The sequence below is a fragment of the Hamadaea flava genome (assembly GCF_024172085.1).
In the GTDB taxonomy this organism is placed as follows: domain Bacteria; phylum Actinomycetota; class Actinomycetes; order Mycobacteriales; family Micromonosporaceae; genus Hamadaea; species Hamadaea flava.
Window position 1 is genome coordinate 1,993,899 of record NZ_JAMZDZ010000001.1, and the last position, 19,776, is coordinate 2,013,674.

General features: G+C 65.3%; 18 protein-coding genes. 8 read left to right on the top strand and 10 right to left on the bottom strand.

Features of this window, described 5'->3' with window-relative positions:
- Positions 1-156: 156 nt before the first annotated feature.
- Complete coding sequence (locus tag HDA40_RS09430) at positions 157-1,035, bottom strand: replication-relaxation family protein (protein ID WP_253754029.1); 879 nt, start codon at positions 1,033-1,035, stop codon at positions 157-159.
- A gap of 298 nt (positions 1,036-1,333) precedes the next feature.
- Complete coding sequence (locus HDA40_RS09435) at positions 1,334-3,649, bottom strand: type IV secretory system conjugative DNA transfer family protein (protein ID WP_253754031.1); 2,316 nt, start codon at positions 3,647-3,649, stop codon at positions 1,334-1,336.
- A 575-nt stretch (positions 3,650-4,224) separates the two neighbouring features.
- Here HDA40_RS09435 and HDA40_RS09440 point away from each other — a divergent pair.
- Positions 4,225-5,205 (top strand): phosphotransferase family protein, encoded by a 981-nt coding sequence (locus HDA40_RS09440; protein WP_253754033.1) that lies wholly within the window; start codon positions 4,225-4,227, stop codon positions 5,203-5,205.
- Positions 5,206-5,289: 84 nt separating this feature from the next.
- On the opposite strand, the gene HDA40_RS09445 is transcribed toward HDA40_RS09440, so the two are convergent.
- Positions 5,290-5,778 carry a hypothetical protein gene (locus tag HDA40_RS09445; protein ID WP_253754035.1) on the bottom strand — a complete coding sequence of 163 codons (489 nt, stop codon included), beginning with the start codon at positions 5,776-5,778 and terminating at the stop codon, positions 5,290-5,292.
- Between the two features lie 189 nt (positions 5,779-5,967).
- On the opposite strand from HDA40_RS09445, the gene HDA40_RS09450 reads away from it, so the two are divergent.
- Entirely contained in the window at positions 5,968-6,684 is a 717-nt protein-coding gene (locus HDA40_RS09450; protein WP_253754037.1) for a hypothetical protein, read from the top strand.
- Positions 6,685-6,811: 127 nt separating this feature from the next.
- Here the strand turns inward: HDA40_RS09450 and HDA40_RS09455 are convergent, their stop codons facing one another.
- From HDA40_RS09455 to HDA40_RS09475, 5 genes are all read right to left on the bottom strand, one after another.
- Entirely contained in the window at positions 6,812-8,578 is a 1,767-nt protein-coding gene (locus tag HDA40_RS09455) for a VirB4 family type IV secretion system protein (RefSeq protein ID WP_253754039.1), read from the bottom strand.
- Positions 8,575-9,459 (bottom strand): PrgI family protein, encoded by an 885-nt coding sequence (locus HDA40_RS09460; RefSeq protein WP_253754041.1) that lies wholly within the window; start codon positions 9,457-9,459, stop codon positions 8,575-8,577. Before HDA40_RS09460 ends, HDA40_RS09455 begins: the two co-directional genes overlap by 4 nt.
- 5 nt (positions 9,460-9,464) lie before the next feature.
- Positions 9,465-10,442 carry a conjugal transfer protein TrbL family protein gene (locus tag HDA40_RS09465; RefSeq protein ID WP_253754044.1) on the bottom strand — a complete coding sequence of 326 codons (978 nt, stop codon included), beginning with the start codon at positions 10,440-10,442 and terminating at the stop codon, positions 9,465-9,467.
- A 2-nt stretch (positions 10,443-10,444) separates the two neighbouring features.
- Entirely contained in the window at positions 10,445-10,741 is a 297-nt protein-coding gene (locus tag HDA40_RS09470; RefSeq protein ID WP_253754046.1) for a pilin, read from the bottom strand.
- A 336-nt stretch (positions 10,742-11,077) separates the two neighbouring features.
- On the bottom strand, positions 11,078-11,731 hold the full coding sequence (locus tag HDA40_RS09475) for a hypothetical protein (protein WP_253754048.1): 654 nt from the start codon (positions 11,729-11,731) through the stop codon (positions 11,078-11,080).
- Between the two features lie 322 nt (positions 11,732-12,053).
- Here HDA40_RS09475 and HDA40_RS09480 point away from each other — a divergent pair, with 322 nt between their 5' ends.
- Positions 12,054-13,328, top strand: a complete 1,275-nt coding sequence (locus HDA40_RS09480) for a barstar family protein (protein WP_253754050.1) — start codon at positions 12,054-12,056, stop codon at positions 13,326-13,328.
- Positions 13,329-13,663: 335 nt separating this feature from the next.
- Positions 13,664-14,083 carry an HflX-like GTP-binding protein gene (locus HDA40_RS09485; protein WP_253754052.1) on the top strand — a complete coding sequence of 140 codons (420 nt, stop codon included), beginning with the start codon at positions 13,664-13,666 and terminating at the stop codon, positions 14,081-14,083.
- Between the two features lie 54 nt (positions 14,084-14,137).
- Here the strand turns inward: HDA40_RS09485 and HDA40_RS09490 are convergent, their stop codons facing one another.
- A complete protein-coding gene (locus tag HDA40_RS09490; protein WP_253754053.1) occupies positions 14,138-14,908 on the bottom strand; it encodes a hypothetical protein in 771 nt (256 codons plus the stop codon).
- Positions 14,909-15,183: 275 nt separating this feature from the next.
- Between HDA40_RS09490 and HDA40_RS09495 the strand changes: the two genes are divergently transcribed.
- From HDA40_RS09495 to HDA40_RS09505, 3 genes are all read left to right on the top strand, one after another.
- Positions 15,184-15,768: a hypothetical protein gene (locus HDA40_RS09495; RefSeq protein ID WP_253754056.1), complete on the top strand. Its 585-nt coding sequence runs from the start codon at positions 15,184-15,186 to the stop codon at positions 15,766-15,768.
- Positions 15,761-16,597 (top strand): TRM11 family SAM-dependent methyltransferase, encoded by an 837-nt coding sequence (locus HDA40_RS09500; RefSeq protein WP_253754058.1) that lies wholly within the window; start codon positions 15,761-15,763, stop codon positions 16,595-16,597. Before HDA40_RS09495 ends, HDA40_RS09500 begins: the two co-directional genes overlap by 8 nt.
- Before the next feature lie 319 nt (positions 16,598-16,916).
- Positions 16,917-17,669, top strand: a complete 753-nt coding sequence (locus HDA40_RS09505) for a suppressor of fused domain protein (protein ID WP_253754060.1) — start codon at positions 16,917-16,919, stop codon at positions 17,667-17,669.
- Here HDA40_RS09505 and HDA40_RS09510 read toward each other — a convergent pair.
- Complete coding sequence (locus HDA40_RS09510; protein ID WP_253754062.1) at positions 17,641-18,747, bottom strand: phospholipase D-like domain-containing protein; 1,107 nt, start codon at positions 18,745-18,747, stop codon at positions 17,641-17,643. The two genes, HDA40_RS09505 and HDA40_RS09510, sit on opposite strands and share 29 nt — an antisense overlap.
- 650 nt (positions 18,748-19,397) lie before the next feature.
- Here HDA40_RS09510 and HDA40_RS09515 point away from each other — a divergent pair.
- On the top strand, positions 19,398-19,751 hold the full coding sequence (locus HDA40_RS09515) for a DUF7674 family protein (RefSeq protein ID WP_253754064.1): 354 nt from the start codon (positions 19,398-19,400) through the stop codon (positions 19,749-19,751).
- Positions 19,752-19,776: the final 25 nt, after the last annotated feature.

The window sequence follows — 19,776 nt, forward strand, 5'->3', positions numbered from 1 at the left end:
ACGCGCGATGACCGAACAGTCCGCCCACATCTTTGATGTACGCCGAGCGCTTCGATGGATGCAATGAGACAGTGCCGGGCTCTGGCCTTTTCGTTAATCAGATTCGGTGAGGCGCCGTGGCCCCATGTCCTGCTGGATGTGCGCACAGGACTGGCGTCATCGATCAGATCTGTTGAGACGGGACAGGTGCTGTTCTTCGACCTGGTCTGACAGATCCAAGACGCCGTCGACCCAGTTGGGGTTGCGTATGTGATCGAGGCCGTGGTCACAGTCGATGTCGGCGATGCGCAGCCGACGCTGGGTGGCGGCTGACCACCAGACCCGTTCAGCTGGATCTAGGTCGTGAGTCGAGGTCAGTACCTGGACTCCGGGCTTCGCGTTGGCGACAAGCTTGGCGAGGTGTCGCTCGCGGCGGACATTCGGTAGCCAGAACAACACCGGGTAGACCGGTCCGCCCATGCGGATCATCTGCTCGTACGCGGGCAGCTTGTTGATCAGGCGTGGGAGGTTCTCCGTGCCCATGTCGGTTTCGAGGAAGAAGCCAACGGCGCGCCGATCGTCGTGCCACACACCGTGGCCGTCCGGGCGTATGGCCAGGAAGCGTGCAAGTGTGTCGTTCTCCGGCCACCACCGCAACAGCTCGGTGGCCGAGTCCTGGCGTGTGCGTGCGGCGAGCCGTACGAAGAACTCATTCGTCATCACACGGTGCGTGAGTGTGCTAGTGGCCGACAGGCGCAGGATGCGCTCGCGATGGGAGCGTTCGGTAGGGCTGGCTCGCCCGGTCGCCGCTGCCTGCCATCGTGCGCCGGCCAGGCCGAGCGTCCAATGCCACGGATCGCTGCCCCCGTCGAGCCGGGCGTACCGGAACGCGTCGAGAATCCCGAGCTTGCGCAGTGCTGCAAGCCTGATCTGGCATGTACGGACGGCGTTGAAGAACAGTCGGTGGATTTGCCCGGTGGTGAGCACCTGGTGCCGGTCGAGAAGTCGTATCAGAAGCCGGTCTCGGTCGGTCAGATGCGGCAGGATACCGAGCATATTGAAATTCGCCATGGTTGTCCCCTGAAGAGATGGACTCCCAGCGGGAGTCTGGATGTCCGGAGCTGGCTTGCGTCGTGAGCTGTAGCAGGTGAGCGGCCCCGTGGGCTCCTCGTCTGGCTGCTCGCCTGCTAGCTAGGCGACCCGAGCGAGGACACGAGCACGGCGACGAGCGGCCAAACGAGAATCTTGACCACAATCGGTCTACCGTTCCGGCTGACTCACAGGCGCTGGCTGTGTGCAGGCAGCGGCACGATCTCCCGCACAGGCTGGGCGAATGAGATGCCCTGGTCGTTGATCAGGTTCCCTGGCTGCCGGATCGGCGCTGCAATGCACGGCGGGCGACCTTCTGGAGCGGTGGCTCCTCGCCGATCGCGGCATGTTTCGCGGCGCATGCTTGGCGGATCGCTGTGGCCTCGCCGATGACCGGCGGCGGTGGCGTCGTGACGAAGGTGAACGCAGGCATTTCCCTGCCGGCGACCAGTAGCCGTGCTGCCGCGGTGTAGACGTCGAGACGCGCGAGGTCGTAGGCGTCGATTTCCGGGGTCGTGTGCTGCGCCAACACACGAGCGTCGGATGGGTCGACGTTAAAGATCACTTTCGTGCGGGCGTTTGCCGAGATGGCGGCCGAGGTCTCCCTGGGTAATTGTGCGTCGTTCTGGTGGGCCAGCACGAGGCCGAGCCGGAAGATGCGCGCCTCAGCCAGGACGTCCTCGACGGCGCTGGGCAAGGTGAGGAAGTTTTGCACCTCGTCGATGTAGAGGGTGGCGTCGCGGCGCTGTTCCTCTGGGGTGGCGGCGCGGGCAAGCGCGGTTTGCCACGTGCGGGCGACGATCAGCGATCCGAGGATCTTGGCGGTTTCCTCGCCGAGGACGCCCTTGGGCAGCCGGCAGAGCAGGAGTCCGCCGCCGTTGAGGACGTCGGTCATTCGGAATGAGGAGCTGGGCTGGCCTATGGCGTTCTTGACGAAGTCACGCAAAAGGAAGTGCCGCAGGCGAGCCAATACGGGACCGATGACTTGTGCACGAGTGCCTTCGTTCATCGAGTCGTACCACTGCCAGAAGCCGCCCAGGCCTTCGGGGTCGGCGAGGTCGTGGACGAATCGTGCCCGGAACTGGCGGTCTGACAGCAGCGGAGGAACCAGCGACAGGGTCGGCCGGGCGTGGCGCATGAGCGTCAGCAGGGCGACTCGGAAACAATCGTCCATACGCGGGCCCCAGTGCCGTTGGAAGATCTTCGCAAAGATCCCGACGACGTTATCGACGGTGAGGTTGGGATCGTCGCTGTCCTCGAGCGGATTGAAGTGCGCCGAGTGGGGTTGGTCTGGGTCGATGATGACGATGCGGTCGGCCATAGTGGCGGGTAGCCGGTTGAGGATGTCGGTTACCAGGTCGCCTCGCGGGTCGATGACTACCGCTCCTCGGCCTGCGTGCGCGTCGGAGAGGATCATGTTCAACAACAGGGTGCTCTTCCCCGTGCCCGTTTTGCCAATCAGATGGACGTGTTGACGGGCATCGGCCACTGCGAGTCCGACCGAGTGGCCCCCGATCTGCGCTCTGCCCAGGACTTTCACGGATCGCCCACCGGACGGAATCGCGACCGGAGCTGGCATCGCCTTCGCTCGAGCCCGTTCTAGTCCGGGCACCGCCAGGTCGAGTGGCAGACCCGCGATGGCGGCCAGCTCCTCGGCGGTGGCCAGGAATCCACGCGACAGCCGACGGCTGGCCAGGACTTGCACCGGCCGCCGCATCTTCATCCGGCGTAACCGGTTCGGTCCGGCGTAGATGGCCGCCGCCGATGCCATGGTATGGGCCAGCCCAGCCAGCCGCTCGGTCCGATCGAGCATGTCAGTGCCCACGGCATACCGGATGGCGATCTCGAAATGCGGTCGGCTTACGGCCTTGTCCACACGAGCACGACGATCACGGTCGCCGACTGGGTCTTGGCTTGCCCGCGTCTCTACGACACCTGCTTTCCCCGGCAGCAGCGCATCGACGGCCGCCCACAGCACCTTCAGCACACCGGACACCGTGCTGCCAAACGGGCCGGCTGGTGCCGTCGTACTGGCAGCCACGTTCCGTCGAGCCACTCGAACGCGCCGCGGAGAGGCTGGACGAACCAGTACTTGGAAGCAGCCGTACTCGCGGGTCTGGATCGCGGCGCCCGCCGCGAGCAGAGCGCGGACTGGGTCCGCGTTATGTGCTGATCGAAGTGGCATCGTGTCCACGTAGTGCGGCCAGAGCGCTCCGCCGACAGCCTGGCCGGCCGGCGCGATCGGCGCGGCTGCCTCGGTTGCCGAGATGGTCGCGCCGGGCCATGCCGCGCGTATCGCAGCCTCGACGCTGCTACGTGGGACTACGGCTGGAACCCAGGCGCAGATCGTGAGGGTCCGGCCAGCCCAGGCGTATTCCCAGGCCATGTGCGGCGTGCCGTACAGAATGCGGCGCCACGTTGACGGTGTCAGTGCTCCGGAGATGATTCGCCAGAAGTCAGCAGCAGCTTCGCTGCTGACCTCCGGTGGGGGCGCGATAGTCAGGGTGTATCCGCTGCTGGTCAGTCGTCGCTGACGCCATGAGCGGACGAGGTGCGCCAATGCCAGGCTCACGATCGTCACGGTCAGGATCAGAGAAGCGAGCCACGGCCCAGGCCCTCCGTGATGAGGCATCTGAGGTTCCTTTCCAGCTGTTGCCTGCCTTCATGCCATTCGGTCCAGGCCGAGCTGTTCGGCCTGACCGCTGAAGGTGCGATTCCTAATGGCGTCGTTCGGCGCGACCTTCCAAGCGATGTATTGCCGGCCGTGCGTCGGTCGGAGACCGACGGGCGGCGCCGAGACGTGAGGACGCAGTCGTTGAGGTTGCCTGGACTACGCCCGTGACCGACTTCACACAGGGAGACTTCCGGCGATTGCGGCCAATGACGTTGCTACATGCCGCGATGTCGGCGTGAGTGGCCGTAAGAGGCGGCCCAGATAGGAGGGTGCTCGGGGGCGCATTTCTGACCGCTGAGTCTTTCTCAGGCGGTCGACTCCTTCTGGCTGAGCTGCGTCCTCGCTCGACCCGTCCCTAGCATGTGGCCCACCGTGAGAGGAGAGCCGATGGATCAGAAGGCCTTCTGCCGCCACGCAAAACTCGTCACTCGCGAAGCGCACATAGCTTTCGCGACGACAGACGCCGGTGAAGGGGTACGCGGATGAGCACGACGCGGCCCCTGCCTCGCCGATTGGATGCCACTGATGACGATCTAGCGCGCGCCCACAGCGCCGCTCACACGATCGCCACAGCTACCCAAGGCCGCGACCCCGGCCTCATGACGACCGCCGCAAGCATGTCCCACTACGTCTACATCGGGGCGGACGTTGTTGTGAAGCTCGTCGACGCTGGCGGCCACAACCGGCTGGATCTGGAGATCGCTCTCGCACAGCACCTGCCGACAGGCCTCGGCGCGCCGCTGCTGGCCAGCGGTCGCCGCCGCCTGAAAGACTGCGACGTCCGCTACGCCTGCTTCACCCGCCTGCCGGGAACCTCGCCCGGTGTCGGCCTGCCCGACGCAGACGCTGCAACCGCGCGACGGTGGGCCGAGCAGGCCGTCCAACGGCTTGACGCCCTGCACACCTGGACGCCCACCGGCCCCGCCGAGCAGGCATTGAAGCAGCCGCCGGTCCACGAGGGATTCACCGGCCGCGCCGCACTCCTTGACCATATCGAGGGCGTACTCGCCGCAGACCGCGACACCGTCATTCCCCGAACGCTGACCACCGGGTTAACCACGATCGCTCAGAACGCGCCCCTGCACGCCGAATTTGACACCCCCGTGCACGCCGACTGCGACTGGGGCAACTGGCTCGCCGACGACCAGAACGTCACCGCGTTGCTGGACTTCGAACGGGCGCGCTTCGGCGCACCGGCTGACGACTGGGTGCTCCTGGCTGCCACCAGCGGACCGCACATTGCCCTGGTTCTCGACGTCATCGCCGAGCAGACGGCAAGTTCACCGGAAATCCTCCGCGCCGCGTGCGAACTACGTGACGCGGCCTTCCTCGCCGAGGATCTGCGCTACGCGCTCGAACTGCCCGCGCCGCCGCCATGGATGGCTCGACGCGTACGTGAACTCGAAGGCCTCGTCCTCGGACAGCGCTGGTGGCAGCCCGCCGGGCCGCGTCGGTCGCCGTGACCAAAGGCCCGGACGTGGTACGAGGGCTGCCCGGTATCGCGCGTGATCCAATGCGAGGACATGCCGCACGCCTGGATGGCAGGCCTATTGCAGCAGTACACAAGCGCGGTACTGCAGAAGTTCGTCAGCGAGGTCCTGGGCTGACTCCATGACACCGACCGCCAACAGCGCCCTTTTCACTATGCCCGGCACTTGCCCTGGCACTGTGCTGTCACCCATGGCGGGCAGGGACAGGAGTAGATGGACTGGCTCATCCGGTAGTAACTTCCATGGAAGCCCTGGACCCGCGAAGAAGCCACCCTGTTCCTCGACAAGTCGGTCCACGGCTGCCTCTGCTTCACGGTCGAGCACCCAATCGATTCCGTGGTCGTCTGCCAAGTTGCGCACGACCAGGTGCATCGTGCCGCCACCAAACGGCGTCGAGAACACCGGCCACCTGTCGGGGTCATCGAACCTGTCGAGATACGCATCCAGGTCTGCAAGGTCCGCACCAAACCGATCCGGCGCTGAGCGAGCCAGACCCACTTGAAGGAGAAACGCTGGCCAGAACAGCTCATCCTCGACCCAGGTCATCGCATCAACCAGTGGCGACGACACTAACGGAGGCACGAAGCCGTCCAGATACCCAGGATTGTGCACGACACATGGTAGGTCTCACATAGCCCAGCCACACTCACTTCAGGAGGCGACCGGACAAGGCTTCCGCAGACCAGATGGCTGCGACGCGACAGAGGAAGCTGTGTCTTCGTGCATGATTGGCCGATGCAGGACTGGGCCGACGGAGATCTTCACGCGGAACTCGAGCAGCGGCTCGACGAGCTACTGGCGGAACTATGTCCCGCATGGCAGCCTGCAGAATTGCCCGACCCATACCGCAACAACGAACGCTTCGTGGCATATCACCGCAGGAACCTCAAGCGGATACAAGTCGGAGACCAGCTGACGGCCCAGCCCGATCGGGCCGCGAATCTCGCCGAGCGCGTGCTGGACACGATCGTCTGCGATGAGGACGTGTCCTTCAACAAGCAGCTGATCTACCCGCTACTGGATTCCATCGGGCGGCGCCGTGTTCAGCGCTACCTGATCTCGGTAATCGAGACTGGGCCAGCGTCCAAGAAGGTATGCGCGGTTCGTGCTTGGTACTGGTCCCAGGTCAGTCTGGTCTACAACTCGATGGATGCCCTCCAGCAGGGCTGGCCCACCGATGCCAGCCGCGCGGCCGATGACGATGTTGCTGACCTGCGCGGCCAGTATCGGGCGGCTTGCCTAGCGGCGTTCGTCGCCTGCGATCACGTTCTCACGCGGGAATGGCTGGCCCAAGGATTCATCCTCAAAGATGAGTTCTACCCGCCGAACCTGCTGGACCTCGTGGCCCAGGCTCGGGCAATCGCTGAATCAGACCCCAGTCGATTCAAGGAGCTGCTTGCCAAGAACGAGGATGGGACGAACATGGCACAGGTCGACTTCGGTACCCGTTAGCGGCCGCTTACAGCAGGCCCGGGTCCCGCCCTGCGGAGAGGTCGACGTGAGCCTCATGTTCGGCCAACTCTGGGGCGGGCCTGGCACACCTACCTCGAACCCACCCAGAGTCCGGCCAGGAATTTCGTTAGGCTTCGTTCAGCCCAAGGCCAGTCAGGGCGAGTTGGTGTTCCACGGGTGATGCGACGGCTCGGAAGCCGACCCGCTCTCGCCCCGCTACCAGAAGCCCTTCGCCTCGATCCGCCGTCAGCAGCAGCCGCGCCTCCCGGCCGGTGAGCTGGAAGGCGGACCTGATCGCCTCGATGGCTTGGGGTGCCTGACGCATCAGGATCTGAGTTGCCGCATTGGCGAGCACGATTTGGCCGAGCGGAGAGTCCAGGAAGTCGACGGTGTCTTGGCTGATCACGCTCAGGCCGGCCCTGCGCTTGCGGAAGGACTTTGCCGTTCGCGCGAGGAACTTCGCGCCTTCGACGTCTCGCATGAGCTGCCAGGCCTCGTCAACGACAACCAGGCAGCGTTGCGCTGTCGCGCCGTCGGATGGTTCGTCGATGGAGGACCAGATGTGGGTAAGTGCGAGGAGCATAGCGACTGGCCGCAGTTCGTCGGGCAGGTGTCGCAGCGACCAGACAACGAGGTGGTTATGCGGTATGGCTCTGCCTGGTCCGTCGAAGAGGCTTGAGAGGTTTCCGGTGATCCACGGCGTGAGTCGTCCGGCAAGCTCGCGGCCCGCGGGTTCCGGGTCGCCGGCGAGCACCGCGGCCAGGTCAGCCATAAGGGGAGCAGGGCGGGTCCAGGTGGCCGGGTCAGAAGTGATGCCAGCGCTGGCGTAGGTCGTCGTGATCGCTCGGTCGATGGTGTGGCGTACCGGCTCGTAAGCATGGGCGTCGGACCTGCCGAGCATCGCGGCGAGGATCGCGTGGAGTTCGACGCCTCTACGGGTCAGCGTGTCGGGACGGCGGCGGTCTATGGGCAGGTCGAAAGGGTTGATCTTGACGTCGGTTTCCCCGAGTTGGATGACATTCCCACCGACGTGGTCAGCGAGCGCCCGGTATTCGTCCTCGGGGTCGATGACGATGACTTTGACGCCTTGGTAGAGCGACCGTAGTACTTCGAGTTTGCCGAAGTACGACTTGCCTGCGCCTGATCTGGCGAGGATGACCGAGTTGTGATTGTCGCGACGCCAGCGGTTCCACATCAGGACCCCGGCGGCGCTGCTCGTGACGCCGTACAGGATGGCATCGGTCGGTGGTCGTGTTCCCGGCAGCGGAGTCGTCAGGCCGGGCCCGGCGAACGGGAAGCTCGCCGCGAGCGCTTCGGTGTCGAGCACACGAGTTAGGCCGAGACGGTCGACGCCGAATGGCCTGGTGGATTCCCAGCCTTGCTGGTGTCGGAAGGTCACGGGCTGCAGATCTAGCAACGCTCCGGCAGCTGCCGTCTGCACCGCTGCTGCGGTGGCATTCAGTTCGCCGAGCGACCGAGCGTGGATCGTGATGTAGATGCCCGTGTGGAAGAGCCTGCTGGCGCCACGTGCTACTCGCTCGGCCAGGTCGGCGGCGTCCTCCGCGGCGGCATCGACGCCGGGATCGCCGAGCCGTCCTCGGTCCGCGTCCAGCCGTCGGCTGGATTCCAAACGGGCGCGCTGTCTCTTCAGTAGTTGAGCCGCGATGGGCGCCGTAACGGGTTCGGTGTGGATGGCCACGTCGATTCGCCCTGGCTGGCTGAGCAGCGGATCGAGCCAGCCGGGGTCGACCTCTGCGGGATAACCGCAGACGGCGTAGGTAGCTGTGTAGCTGTCGCCAACGCGTGCGTACTGGCGTGTGCTCTCGATGATCTCGGGGGCGGGCGTGGCCGATGAGGCCGCCTGTGTCCTGGACAAGCCGATAAGGCGTTTCATTGGCTGCTCCGGAGGGTGACGGGCTCGCCGGGCAGCGCCCGCGCGCCGGTGGCCGTAGGTGATCGGAACTGGTCCGCCGACGCTGTGAGGACGGACATCACCTGGGAGCCGTCCAGGACGTCGGCCGAGACGCCAGTCCGCGCAAGCGACCGCGCAGCGTTGTCACCGCCTCGGGTTCCGCTGACGACAGTGATGATCTGCCGGCGGAGTGGCTCACGTTGCTCGTTGAGGTCGAGGAGGAAGGACGCGTAGTCCGCGGCGGCGTTGCGTAGCGCGTGATCGGGCAGGCTCGTCGAGAGCTCCACCACCATCTCGGCAATGGGAGTTAGGTCATCGCGCTGCGTGGAGATCACGATTTGTGCCGGGGCACTAAGGCTGTTGAGGAACTGACCGTGAGCCTCCAGAAGGGCTTCTTGTTCCTCTCCCGTGCGCAGATGGAGGTTGGTGGTGCCGCAGGCGATCATGCGCCGGTCGAGGTTGTCGCTGACGAACGTGCCGGCCGCCGTGATGCCGGTGATCACCGGTTGTAGTAGTTCGGGCATGACTGGATTCGCGGTGCTCGCCGTCAAGGGCAGCTGGGGCCGGCCGGGTGTCTGGATCTTCGGGCTTGCCGCGAAGGTGATGGCGTCGAGCAGCCACGCGTCTAGGGGCCGGCCGTCGCGGCGGCCGAGCGCGATGGTCATGGTGAGTCCGGCGACGGCCACCGCCAGAATGAGCCACACCAGTGGCGGGAGCAGACGGCTGAGCGAGCGATAGATGAGCCAGCAGGGCACGGCGACGCTGCCGACGATCGCAAGCTGGCGGAAGGTGAGACCGAAGGCGATCCGGTCGGGGGTTCCGATGTCGGCTGGCACGCGCGTGCGGGGGATGTCGTCATACATCGCCGTCACCTTGAAGCCTCAGCAGAGCCACGTCCGCCTCGGCTGCTGGCGGGGCCGACGTCGCGGCGTGTCACGCGGGTCCGTGGACTGGGACGGTTGCGACGCAGGATATTTCGGGTCACGGCTTGGAACGTCAGTGCCCTCACGATCCCGGCTGCCGAGTTGCCGCTTGATCGGCGGGCGCCGAGCCGCTGCAGGAATGAGGGGATCTTGATGGTCACCCAGAGGACGATGACCACCATCAGCAGGTTCGGTACGTCGCTGCCGGGCAGGCCGAGGATCACCGGCAGGTTCGCCGCCGGGTCGAGCAGCAGATGTACGCCGAGGGACAGCGAGATCGCCTGCAAGACGGCTGTGCCGAGGCAGCCCACGATGGTGCGCCACCAGAGTTCGGCTATGCCCGCCGTGTATGGCAGGCCGTAGCAGGCGAGCGCGATCGGTGCCACGCCGGCGCAGATGACAAGGATGGCGACCCGGGTCAGCCATGACCCCAGCAGCATGATGAGCAGTGCCAGGATGAGGGATCGGACGAGACCGCCGACGATGAGGGTCGTCGGGTCGGTGATCGAGGCCCATGCGTGTGACCGTGACATCGTGACCATGCCGGGTACCGGAGCGTTCGCGCCGACCATCGCGACGATCAACGAGTTGGCGATCTCGATGAGAGCCGAACACAACGGCAGTGCGAACGCGGACAACACGAATCCGGTGGCCAATCGTGGCAGCAGGTCCTTGGCCTGGTAGCGGACCTCGACGGTGCCGGAGGTCATCACGACGACGCCCGCGACAATGATCGCCAGGACGTACGCCGAGTTGACCACCATCGACGAGGTGCCCGCAATGTCACGCACCTGGGGCAGGACGGTGACATCCGGCGATAGGAACAGCGACGACTGAAGGTACTGGAGAATCAACCCCAGCATGTCGTCGATGCGGTGTGCGGTCCAGGTGAGATAGCTCAGCATGAACAGCTCGATCATCATCGCTAGCTCCCGGACCCTACGATGCCCTGCAGGACGGCCAGGATCAGCGGCGCCAGCACGGCGAGCGCGTATCCGACCAGCGCGTTGCGAAGGTTCGCCTTGGCCTGCTCCACCTGACCGGGATCGCCACCGGCGGTGATGTAACGCAAGCCGCCAATGACCAGGAAGAGGCTCGCGACAGCAGCGAGAATACCGATGATCCACTTTTTGAGGTTGTCGATGACCTGATCGATCGAGGCCGGCGCTTGGGCAGGCACCGAAAGGACGAGGTCGACCGCGTTGTGCAGAACGGGGTTCATGGCGGGACTCCACTTATGAGGTGGTCCGCCGCGGCGAGTTTGTGACACCGTTGGCCAGGGCGGGGGCGCTCCTCCTCGCTCTCGTCAAGGTCGGCTGTCAGTACGCCTTCTCCGGAACCCGGCCTTTGGTGTCACGTGGTGCGGCTCGGCCGCGGCGGGCGCGTCGTAAATGACGCGCACCCGAATAGCCCGACCTGTCAGGTGAATCGAATCGACGTCGGCACACGGAGATCTAACAGCACCTGACACCGCCGCCCAGCACGTCCGGCTGAGCCGCTGTTCTTCCTCAGTTGACCTGCGCCGTTCTCAGTCTTTCTGCTCCGACCGGCGGATTTCTCAGCCAATCTGCTCCGCTTGGTCAGTCCTCGGCGAGGTCGGCAACTCCCCGGCTTTGGCGTAATTGCGCATCTCACGTAGAAAGAGCAAGGTGGCGTCGAAGTCAGCCTGCCCGAGCACCGGCCCGATGTTCTTGCGTATTCCGCCGGTGAACCTGCCTGTCTGGCGTTGCACTGGCGTCTCCAACCTGTCGCCGTTGGCGAGGTTGAGGTAGATCGCGTTGCGCGCCGTTGCCCAACCGCCCAACATCGCAGGCTCGCTGGTGATATCCGCGATGTCGTTCCATGCGACGACCCGGTTCCGCCACGGGTACACGACGCGGACCGCCTCGTCAGAGACGTAGAGGCCGGTGCGGTACAGACGCCACGCGAGTCCGGTCCACAGGGTCAGGAAGCCATAGATGCCCAGGATCCCGACGATGGGGTTGACGACCCAGTGGCCGGTGCCTGCGACGGTAGCGATGGTGATCACGGCTGCGAGCCCGAGGCCGATGATGACGAAAACGAGCGCCATCACCGTGGAGATGCCAACGGGCTCGGCGCGACGCCAGGCTGCCATGACCCACAGTGTGCCGCACGGCGCAAGTCCCAGCGCATCATCGACGATTTTGTAGCCCGCGACCCAAACATCACCCGATGGCAGATCTGGGAACACGTCATCGACCGAACACGGCGCCGAACTCTCTACGGCTCCGTCAGCCATACATCCGCGAGAGAAATCGCAGCCGCACCGTCCCGCGGAGCAGAAAGACTGAGAAACCCCGACGCAAACGCGCCAGCGGAGCAGAACACCTGAGAACATCCGACCCCCCACATTCTCAATCAAACTGATCCGCCCAGCTCAGAGCCTCCCGACCTGGGGCAGGTTAACTGAGAAAGGACAGCCGCCTTGCCGATGTGTTGGGCTACGGGTATTCGGTGCTGCGCCGCCAAAAAGGCGTCTCGATCTTGAAGTCTGCCCCGGGTAGGGTCGCGGAGTGACGACGAGCACGGGTGCCGAGGCTGACCTTCCGCCGGAGCACCGGCGGCCGATGCAGGCGTACTCGGTTGATGCGCGCTGGCTGCTTCTGGGCGATGTTGGCTTCGACTGCACATACGAGGACGACATTCCGCTGGCGCGGTGCGCGGAGATCGAAGGACTGTTTGTCGATCAGCTACCCCGGCCGCGGGAGCGGTTCACGCTGGTCGGCTGCGCCCCGGACGGCGCGCTTGCCAATCTGCTCGACCGCCTGCCGGCCGAGGCACTGGGCACCGAACGAGCCTGGTTGGGGAGCGTCAGTGTGACGGAGCCTGCCCCACCGCAAGGCGTTGCGCCGTCCTGGTGGGGCGAGGACCTCGGTGACGTCGTCGTGCTCGCTCAGCGGCCGAACGTCTCGATACCGGGAACCCTCGACATCGACCTCGACGGCTTCGTCCACGTCTACGACCGCACGGACGCGGTGGTGCGCCCCAGCAGCGTCACCGAGTTCGTCCTGCGGGGCCCGGACGAAATCCCTTACGGCACCTGCCAGGACGTCACTGGCGTGTTCCGTGAGCAAGCCGCGCCACCCGTGCCGCAGGTCCGGCTGCTCGGCTGCCATCCGGAGTCCCCGCTGCTGACCGCGCTCTGTGCTGTCGGGCAGGCGACCGAGGCCGGCCTACGGCGTCGTCGGATCCGCGCGGTGGTCCACCTGATCGCGGCCGATGGATCAGTCAGCGCGGTGACCGGGGCGGTGGTGTCCGGAACAGTCCGCGCAGGCGAACCGTCGCAACACGGTGCCGGGCTCCTCGACATCACGGTCGACAGCGAACCGCAGGAACCGCTGCCGACGGGAGTCCTCGGCATCCTGGAACACTGGCACACCGGACGGGCCGCCGAGAAGAATCTGTGGGCTGGCTACGACCGGGAGCTACGCGACCATTGGGCCGGAATGGCGCTCGCCAACCGATCCGGGACCTCGGACCAGCCAGCCGGCACCACATACAACCTTGACGGCCGGTTCGTGACTGACATCGAAGGTTTCTATTGCGCGATCGGCGAGGCGATCAACGGTCCGGGCGGATACTTCGGCTGCAACCTCGACGCCCTCGACGACTGTCTGCGCGGCAGGTTCGGCGCACAGGCACCGTTTCGGCTCATGTGGCACGACTCGGCGGTGGCCCGCGAGCACCTCGTCGCCGGCTACGATCGGCGTCGGCTGAGCCCCGCGGTCACCCTCGAATACCTGTTGGACATGCTCACGGAGCACGATGTCGAGGTGGACCTGCGTTAAGCCACGAGGCTGCCTGAGCTCGGGTCAAAGCTCGATCCCTTCGGGGCTCGGCGCCGAGGTGTCCCGCCGCGTCAAGGTCATGAAGGACAACGGGCATGGTGTTTCGATGGAGCGGGTGCCCGCAGGGAAGTAGTGGTTGCTGCGATACCGCGATGGTCACCTCGCTGTCGACGGCCTGGCTCCGGCGGCGCAGCCGCCGCGAAGCTGATTCTGCGGAATACTTCCCGAGGCTTGGCGGTCGGCGGCGACCTGGGCGTGCCGGTGCTGCTCACGCCCTGACCGCCGAGGACTGAGTATCCGGTGGAGTACGGACACTGACCTGCGATGCTGTGCCGGTGACCGCCATCCACTCCGTGATCCTCGCGGGACTGTTCCCAGCGAAAGACCGCGACTACGCGGACCGCCTCGACGAGCTGCAAGCACAGGTCACGGCGCTGGGAGGTCAGGTACTGGGCCGATTCGTTCAGCGCCGGGGTGTCTCCGATGGCGGTGTACGACTGATGTCCTCTCCGCTGTCACGCCGTTTCCTCATCGGCCGGGGGAAGCTCGACGAGATCGTCACGACCCGTTCGAGTACGAACGCCGACGCCGTCGTCTTCATCAATGATCTGACCAGCTATCAGCGCCGGTGGCTATCAACCCGCCTCGGGTGCCCGGTGCTCACGCAGGCCGACCTTGCACAAGGCTTGGCCTGCCCAACGGAGTCACAACATCGTGCCAGCCACGGCCATAAGCCCAATCGCCGCCGCGCGTAACAGCATCTCCTGACGAGCCGCGGTGCATCTGACCGCGACTCCTCAAACACTCACTCAGTTCGACATAGATCTCCGGCCCAACGCGACGCTGCCACGCTCTCGACTCCGGCTAGACTCCGTGTCCAGAGGCCTTCCCAACGCTGCGGCGATCTTGAGTTCAGCCCGACGACGGCGCATCCGGAGAACCGCTGGCGAGACCTCGGCGTCGGCCGCGAGCTGTTCGATGTGAACACCGCCGAATCGGGTGGCGGATATGAGTTCAGCCTGTTCAGCCGTCAGGACGCCCGCCGCGACGGCTCGGCCGAGAACAAGGTCGGGATGCCCGTACGGTGGTAGGGGCGTACGCGACCCGCTGTCGCGTTCTGGTGGCAGTTCGCTGGTTTCGTCGGCGCGAACCGCGTTCTTCGCCGATCGCCAAGCCGCCCAGCACCATCGCTGCCACAACCGGGGCCGGTCGAGGTCGCTCATCCTCAACTCGTGCAGGAAGGCCATCAGCAGCTCGGCCTCGATATCGGCGGCGTGCCGCGGATGCGCCGAGCCGAGCCTGCTAGCCATCCGGCGTAGACCCGGCAGCGCGACACCAAGTGCCCCGACCACCCACTGAGGATCCCCGTGTCTGGCGTTGGCGGAAAGGCGGCGCCACACGACGTCAACCGAGTCGGGCGGGATCTTTCCTTCCCTAAGCAGATCGCGGAGCCGGTCGAGTGGCATCGAGGCACCGGGAAGGCCCACGATCGACCTTGTCTCCAGAGCCAGAGGCTTGGGGCCGGTCGTGAGGGCGGTAAATGTGATCTGAAGGCTGGCCATGGCGGATGTGGGACGCATGAGTGTCTCCTGGAGATTGGCTCGCCGAATGGTGAAACGGCCTGGCCCTCAGTGGAGCGCCGTGTCCTGACAGTGAGCCTCTCTGTCAGATTTGATCGACTCGCGCCACCTGACAGAGCTCCGTGCAACACACGCCCTGAACGCTGTCAGGTCGAGACGCAGCTCAGCTGCCTGCGCTGTTAGACCGAACGGCCTGTCCGAGTGTTCGATCCGGCTCACAGACCCGTCTCAGAGGAGTCAGTACGCCAGTCCGGATTCCGGGGGCCATACCGCCGATGGTCCAAGCACGTCGCAACGAGTCCGCACCCATCCCGACTGGAGACGTCATTCCCGGCGATCCACCGGTCCCGATCACCGTCTGGCACGAGGCCAGGGAACCCTCAGGCGAACTGGTTTCGTTCAGCCTCGCCCACCGGCTCATCATCAACATGACCCACCGCGGCCAGCTCATCATCGACATGACCGAGGGCACCCAGCTCGCCCGCGCCGTTCTCATGACCGGCCGGCACAGCACGCTGCATGCCCCAACTGCCCTATCTACCGGAGCCGAACACGCCGCACTCATCGTCACCGGCTGGCCGGTCACCGACGTCGACGCCCGGGACTTCTTCGACGTGGCAGACGATCGGCTTCTACCTGGCGGGTGCGTCGTGGTGGTCCTTCCGCACGCCGATCCGGCAGGGTATGCCGAGATCGTCCGAGCCGCCCACGACGTCGGCCTGCGATATCTGCAACATATCGTCGTCGCGCATCAGCTCGACTCAGCAGGTCAGAGCCTCCAGGATGACGGAAGACATCTCCGTATTCACACCGACCTGCTGCTGCTGACCGCCGAGCGGGAGCAGGACCGCGATGGATGAACCATCCGTCAGCTCGGTCTGGCTCACCTGCCAGCAGCCTGCCCGAGATCAGCGGCGCGGCCGATACGTACCGGAGACGTCGACACATCCCGCCAAGATGTTGCCAGCGCTGGCAGCGCACGCGATCGTCACCTACACAGCTCCTGGGGACCTTGTTCTCGATCCCATGTGCGGATCAGGCACCACGCTCGTCGAAGCCGTGCACGCCGGCCGAAACGCGATAGGCATCGACATCGAGCCCCGCTACACCGCGCTGGCGGAGGCCAACCTCGCGCTCGCCGCCTCGCAGGGTGCAAGCGGTGTTGGCCAGGCGGTAACCGGAGACGCGACGGCAATGCCGTCACTGCTGCCCGCCTCGCTGCAAGGAACTGTCGGGCTCGTCCTGACGTCGCCGCCGTACGGACGCGCCACGCACGGTCTGGTGCGACTCACAGAGACCGGTGTCCGCAAGCACGACCACATGTACGGTGACCGCCAGATCGGTAACCTCGCCTACGCGGGCTGGGATGGTTTGCTTACCGGCTTTGCACAGATCATGAGCGCGTGTGCAGCGCTGCTGCGGCCCGGAGGCACCGTCGTCATCACCTGCCGGCCCGTACGCCGGAAGCCCGACGACTTCATCGACCTGCCAGGCGAGCTACTTCGGATCGCCGCAAACGCCGGCCTCCAAACGGTGGACCGATGCGTGGCGCTGCTTGCCGCGGTTCGAGGAGACAAGATCGTGCACCGCGCATCCATGTTCGGGCTCATGGCCGCGCGGCGGGCACGTGCTGACGGTATCCCCGCAGCGCTCGTCGCCCACGAGGACGTGCTGGTGCTGCGACGCTGACTGAACCCGCAGGTTCGCTCTAACTCCGGGTGACTTCGCCGGAACCTGCGGATCCGTTCAAGCCAGCATGCCTCAACGGAACCGCGGGTTCACGGCAACTCGCCGACCAGCCCCGCTCACCCGACCGCTCCAGCGGCGGGTCAGGTAAGCCAGCCGTTGTCGCGTGACCGCGAGTCGCACGGTCATGCCGATGGGGTGGCCGGTGTTGAGCCGTGTCTTTCACGGTGATGCGGAGGCAGCCGGGATGCCTGCGGCGTCCAGGGTGTACCGGATGACGGGGCGGAACCTTTGTCGTTGCCCGATCAGGGATGATCACGGGGTGGCTGACTTGATCGAACACCTGGAGTCGTTCCTCGGGCCTATCGCAGGTGGAAGCCGAGGAGATGATGCGACGCCTGAGGGCGTTCAAGTGGCGTGGTTCGGCCCTGACGTACCGTTCGGCGGAGTCACGACCCTGGTGACCATCGGGCTGTCGCGGCGCCATCTCGGTCTGCCGAACGGTGAGGCTTTGCATCAGGAGTTGGTGATGCATGTTCCCACCGATGACTACCCGGCCCGCGCGGCAGGATTGATGTTCCAGGTGGCAGGCGAGATGGTTCGCCGTAGGGCCGGGCTGCAGCAGGGGCAGGTGATCGGTCCACGTGGGCACCTCTTCCCGGGCGGTCACACCACCGCCATGGTCGCAACCAGCCCAAGGTACCTGCCGGAGTCCTTCGCCGTCTGCCACACCGAGTCCGTAGCCGTGGTCCTGGCGTGGCTGATTCCCATCACTACCGGCGAGGCCGAGGTGATCCAGGTACTGGGGTGGGAGGCGCTGGAGCAAGCGTTCGCGGCGCAGAATCCAGACCTAGCCGACCCGGCTCGGACGGAAGTCACGCTCGACCAGGCCTCGACTGGCGGCCCGCGTGCCAGCGGCGAACCCACGGCATATCACACAGATTCCACGCTTAGGAGCGTGGCGCATCGGCCGGCGCAGGGACTCGAGGGTTCATCGGGCCGATCAGCGCCCGCCCTCGGGTCTCGCGGTTTCGACGGCTGCGCCGCTACACCGGTTGCGCCAGGTCCTGAATGATGCGTTCGATCTCGGCGAGCGCGTACGCGGCCAGTTGCTGTTGGGCGGTTTCGGCCCGCGCATTGGTCTCTTCAAGGTCGCCGAGGACGACGATGTTCTCGTCGTTGATGGTGTTCGCCGGGTCGGTGTAGTTGAAGCTGCCAATGATGACCAGGCGGCTGTCGATGACCATCAGCTTGTGGTGGACTTTGCGCACACCGGTGCCGGGCCGGTTCGTGAACAGCTCCGCTCCCGCCGCCTTGAGTGGTGCGGTGGCAGCCCAGGTGTGTACCCCCTGGCCGCGGTCCAGGACACCACGGATACGCGCGATCGACGGCAGCAGTCGCAGCATAGTGTCGTCGATGCCGGAGCTTTGCGAGAACGTGTACATCGCGAAGTCGATGCTGTGCTGGGCCTTGAGCATCTGCTTCATGATCTCCATCTCGGGCCCGTGCATCGGCGCGAACAGCGGTTTCACACGCACCCGACCGAGCCGGAACTCCCCCGGTTTCGGTTCGAGGCGCTCATGGAGCTCACCGAACGTGCCCGAGCGCATCCGCATGAACTCCCTCAAGTACTGCCCGGCGGCGGAGTCGCCGCGCAGGATGACTACGTGGTTGAGGTTGTTGCCTTTTGCCAACGCCGGGCTGGTGATCGTGTTGATGCCGGTGTCTGTTTGGGTGAAGTTCGTCGAGCCCGTCAGCACCGCTGCGGTCGACTGGCCAGGATCGCGCACGACGAACTTCTGATGAAAGATCCCCGGGTTAAGGTCACTGACCACATCCAGGCCGGCGCGCAGCAGCGCGGCATGGATGGTGCGGTTGACTTCGTTGGCGCCTCCGGGCTGCCACGGGTCGGCGAGTGGCTCATCTACCTCACGGAGGTAGTCGCCTTCCAGGATCAGCTGCACCCGGACACCGCGGGCTTTGGCGGCGAGGACCGCCCGTCCGATGGGTTCGGAGTCCAGTTCCTGGACGGCGATGAACAGGCTGTGCTTGGCACCGTCGAGGAAGGTGCGGATGACTTGGTCGAGATCATCCGGACCGCCCAGCACGGTCGGGCCAGCGTAGAACTCCAGCGACCCCAGCTTGATGCCCATCGCCCGACCTCGTTTCGATCGACCTGAGATCAGTGTGACGCCGACACGGCAATCAGGGTTGCGAATTGACTGGATTTGGATAGCGAGAGGGTTAGCCCGCACCCGGCGGATCAGAGCAACGTGTCCAGACCCGCGCGCAGGATGTCGCCGATCGGGGTTGAACGAGTCAAGCTTCGACGCCCACGCTGGCAGCGACTTACACGGCTGCGGCCGGGCCGATGCAAAGCCGCCCGGACTGTGCAACGACTAACCTGGTACTTCAACGCGACAGCACGGCCGGGCAGCAGCCCCCAACGAGCGTCACGTCGGACCGCCGCATACAGATGAAGCTTTTACACGGGGGCCTTCGCCAAGCCCGTCCGACCAGCCGATATTCCCGTCCCGCAGGCGAGCCGAAACTCGCGATCCCCCCGACCGGGAACCCCGCCTATGGCGCCCAAACTGTTAAACAACCTCCTGATCAGCGGGCCGCGAGAGAATGCGCGCTGGTCTGACTCGCATCGCCTTCTTGCAAGATGCGGCCTCTAGGTTCTGTCTCGCGGATCATCCGATCACGTCCAGTCGGAGTAGTCTTTCGCCGACATCCTGGACGGCCTGTCTCATGACCGAGCGCCTGACCGACTGGGCTGGATTCGGGTGGGGGCGGCAGCGTGATCGGCATCGACCAGTTCATCGCGGAGATGACGTGTCGCTTCCCCGGACTTCAGGGCGAGGTCGACGCTCACGTTGAGAACAACGATGGCCTGCTGGCGCACGTGCTCTTCTGGGACATCACCAGCGATGTCTTAGTGGCGTTCCGTGGCGATGATGACGGGCTGAGTTGGCGCGATGCGCTCGCGTTCTTCGATGAAAGCTATCTCCGTGGCGACCGGGAAGTGCGGGAAGTCCTCGTCACGTCGTTTCTGCTGAACCTGCCGTGGCCGGATCAACCGGGGTACGAGATCGTTGGTCATCTCGGGCCGGTGCTGGCGGAGAGATTCGTCGCGGTGCGGCCGAATGGCTAGGTTCCCACTCGCGGATCATGAGTCT

Bases quoted from the DNA above. Each gene is read 5' to 3' on its own strand.
- HDA40_RS09430 (WP_253754029.1), bottom strand. From the start codon at position 1,035: ATGCTCGGTATCCTGCCGCATCTGACCGACCGAGACCGGCTTCTGATA.
- HDA40_RS09440 (WP_253754033.1), top strand. From the start codon at position 4,225: ATGAGCACGACGCGGCCCCTGCCTCGCCGATTGGATGCCACTGATGAC.
- HDA40_RS09445 (WP_253754035.1), bottom strand. From the start codon at position 5,778: ATGACCTGGGTCGAGGATGAGCTGTTCTGGCCAGCGTTTCTCCTTCAA.
- HDA40_RS09450 (WP_253754037.1), top strand. From the start codon at position 5,968: ATGCAGGACTGGGCCGACGGAGATCTTCACGCGGAACTCGAGCAGCGG.
- HDA40_RS09455 (WP_253754039.1), bottom strand. From the start codon at position 8,578: ATGAAACGCCTTATCGGCTTGTCCAGGACACAGGCGGCCTCATCGGCC.
- HDA40_RS09460 (WP_253754041.1), bottom strand. From the start codon at position 9,459: ATGTATGACGACATCCCCCGCACGCGCGTGCCAGCCGACATCGGAACC.
- HDA40_RS09465 (WP_253754044.1), bottom strand. From the start codon at position 10,442: ATGATGATCGAGCTGTTCATGCTGAGCTATCTCACCTGGACCGCACAC.
- HDA40_RS09470 (WP_253754046.1), bottom strand. From the start codon at position 10,741: ATGAACCCCGTTCTGCACAACGCGGTCGACCTCGTCCTTTCGGTGCCT.
- HDA40_RS09490 (WP_253754053.1), bottom strand. From the start codon at position 14,908: ATGCGTCCCACATCCGCCATGGCCAGCCTTCAGATCACATTTACCGCC.
- HDA40_RS09495 (WP_253754056.1), top strand. From the start codon at position 15,184: ATGGTCCAAGCACGTCGCAACGAGTCCGCACCCATCCCGACTGGAGAC.
- HDA40_RS09500 (WP_253754058.1), top strand. From the start codon at position 15,761: ATGGATGAACCATCCGTCAGCTCGGTCTGGCTCACCTGCCAGCAGCCT.
- HDA40_RS09510 (WP_253754062.1), bottom strand. From the start codon at position 18,747: ATGGGCATCAAGCTGGGGTCGCTGGAGTTCTACGCTGGCCCGACCGTG.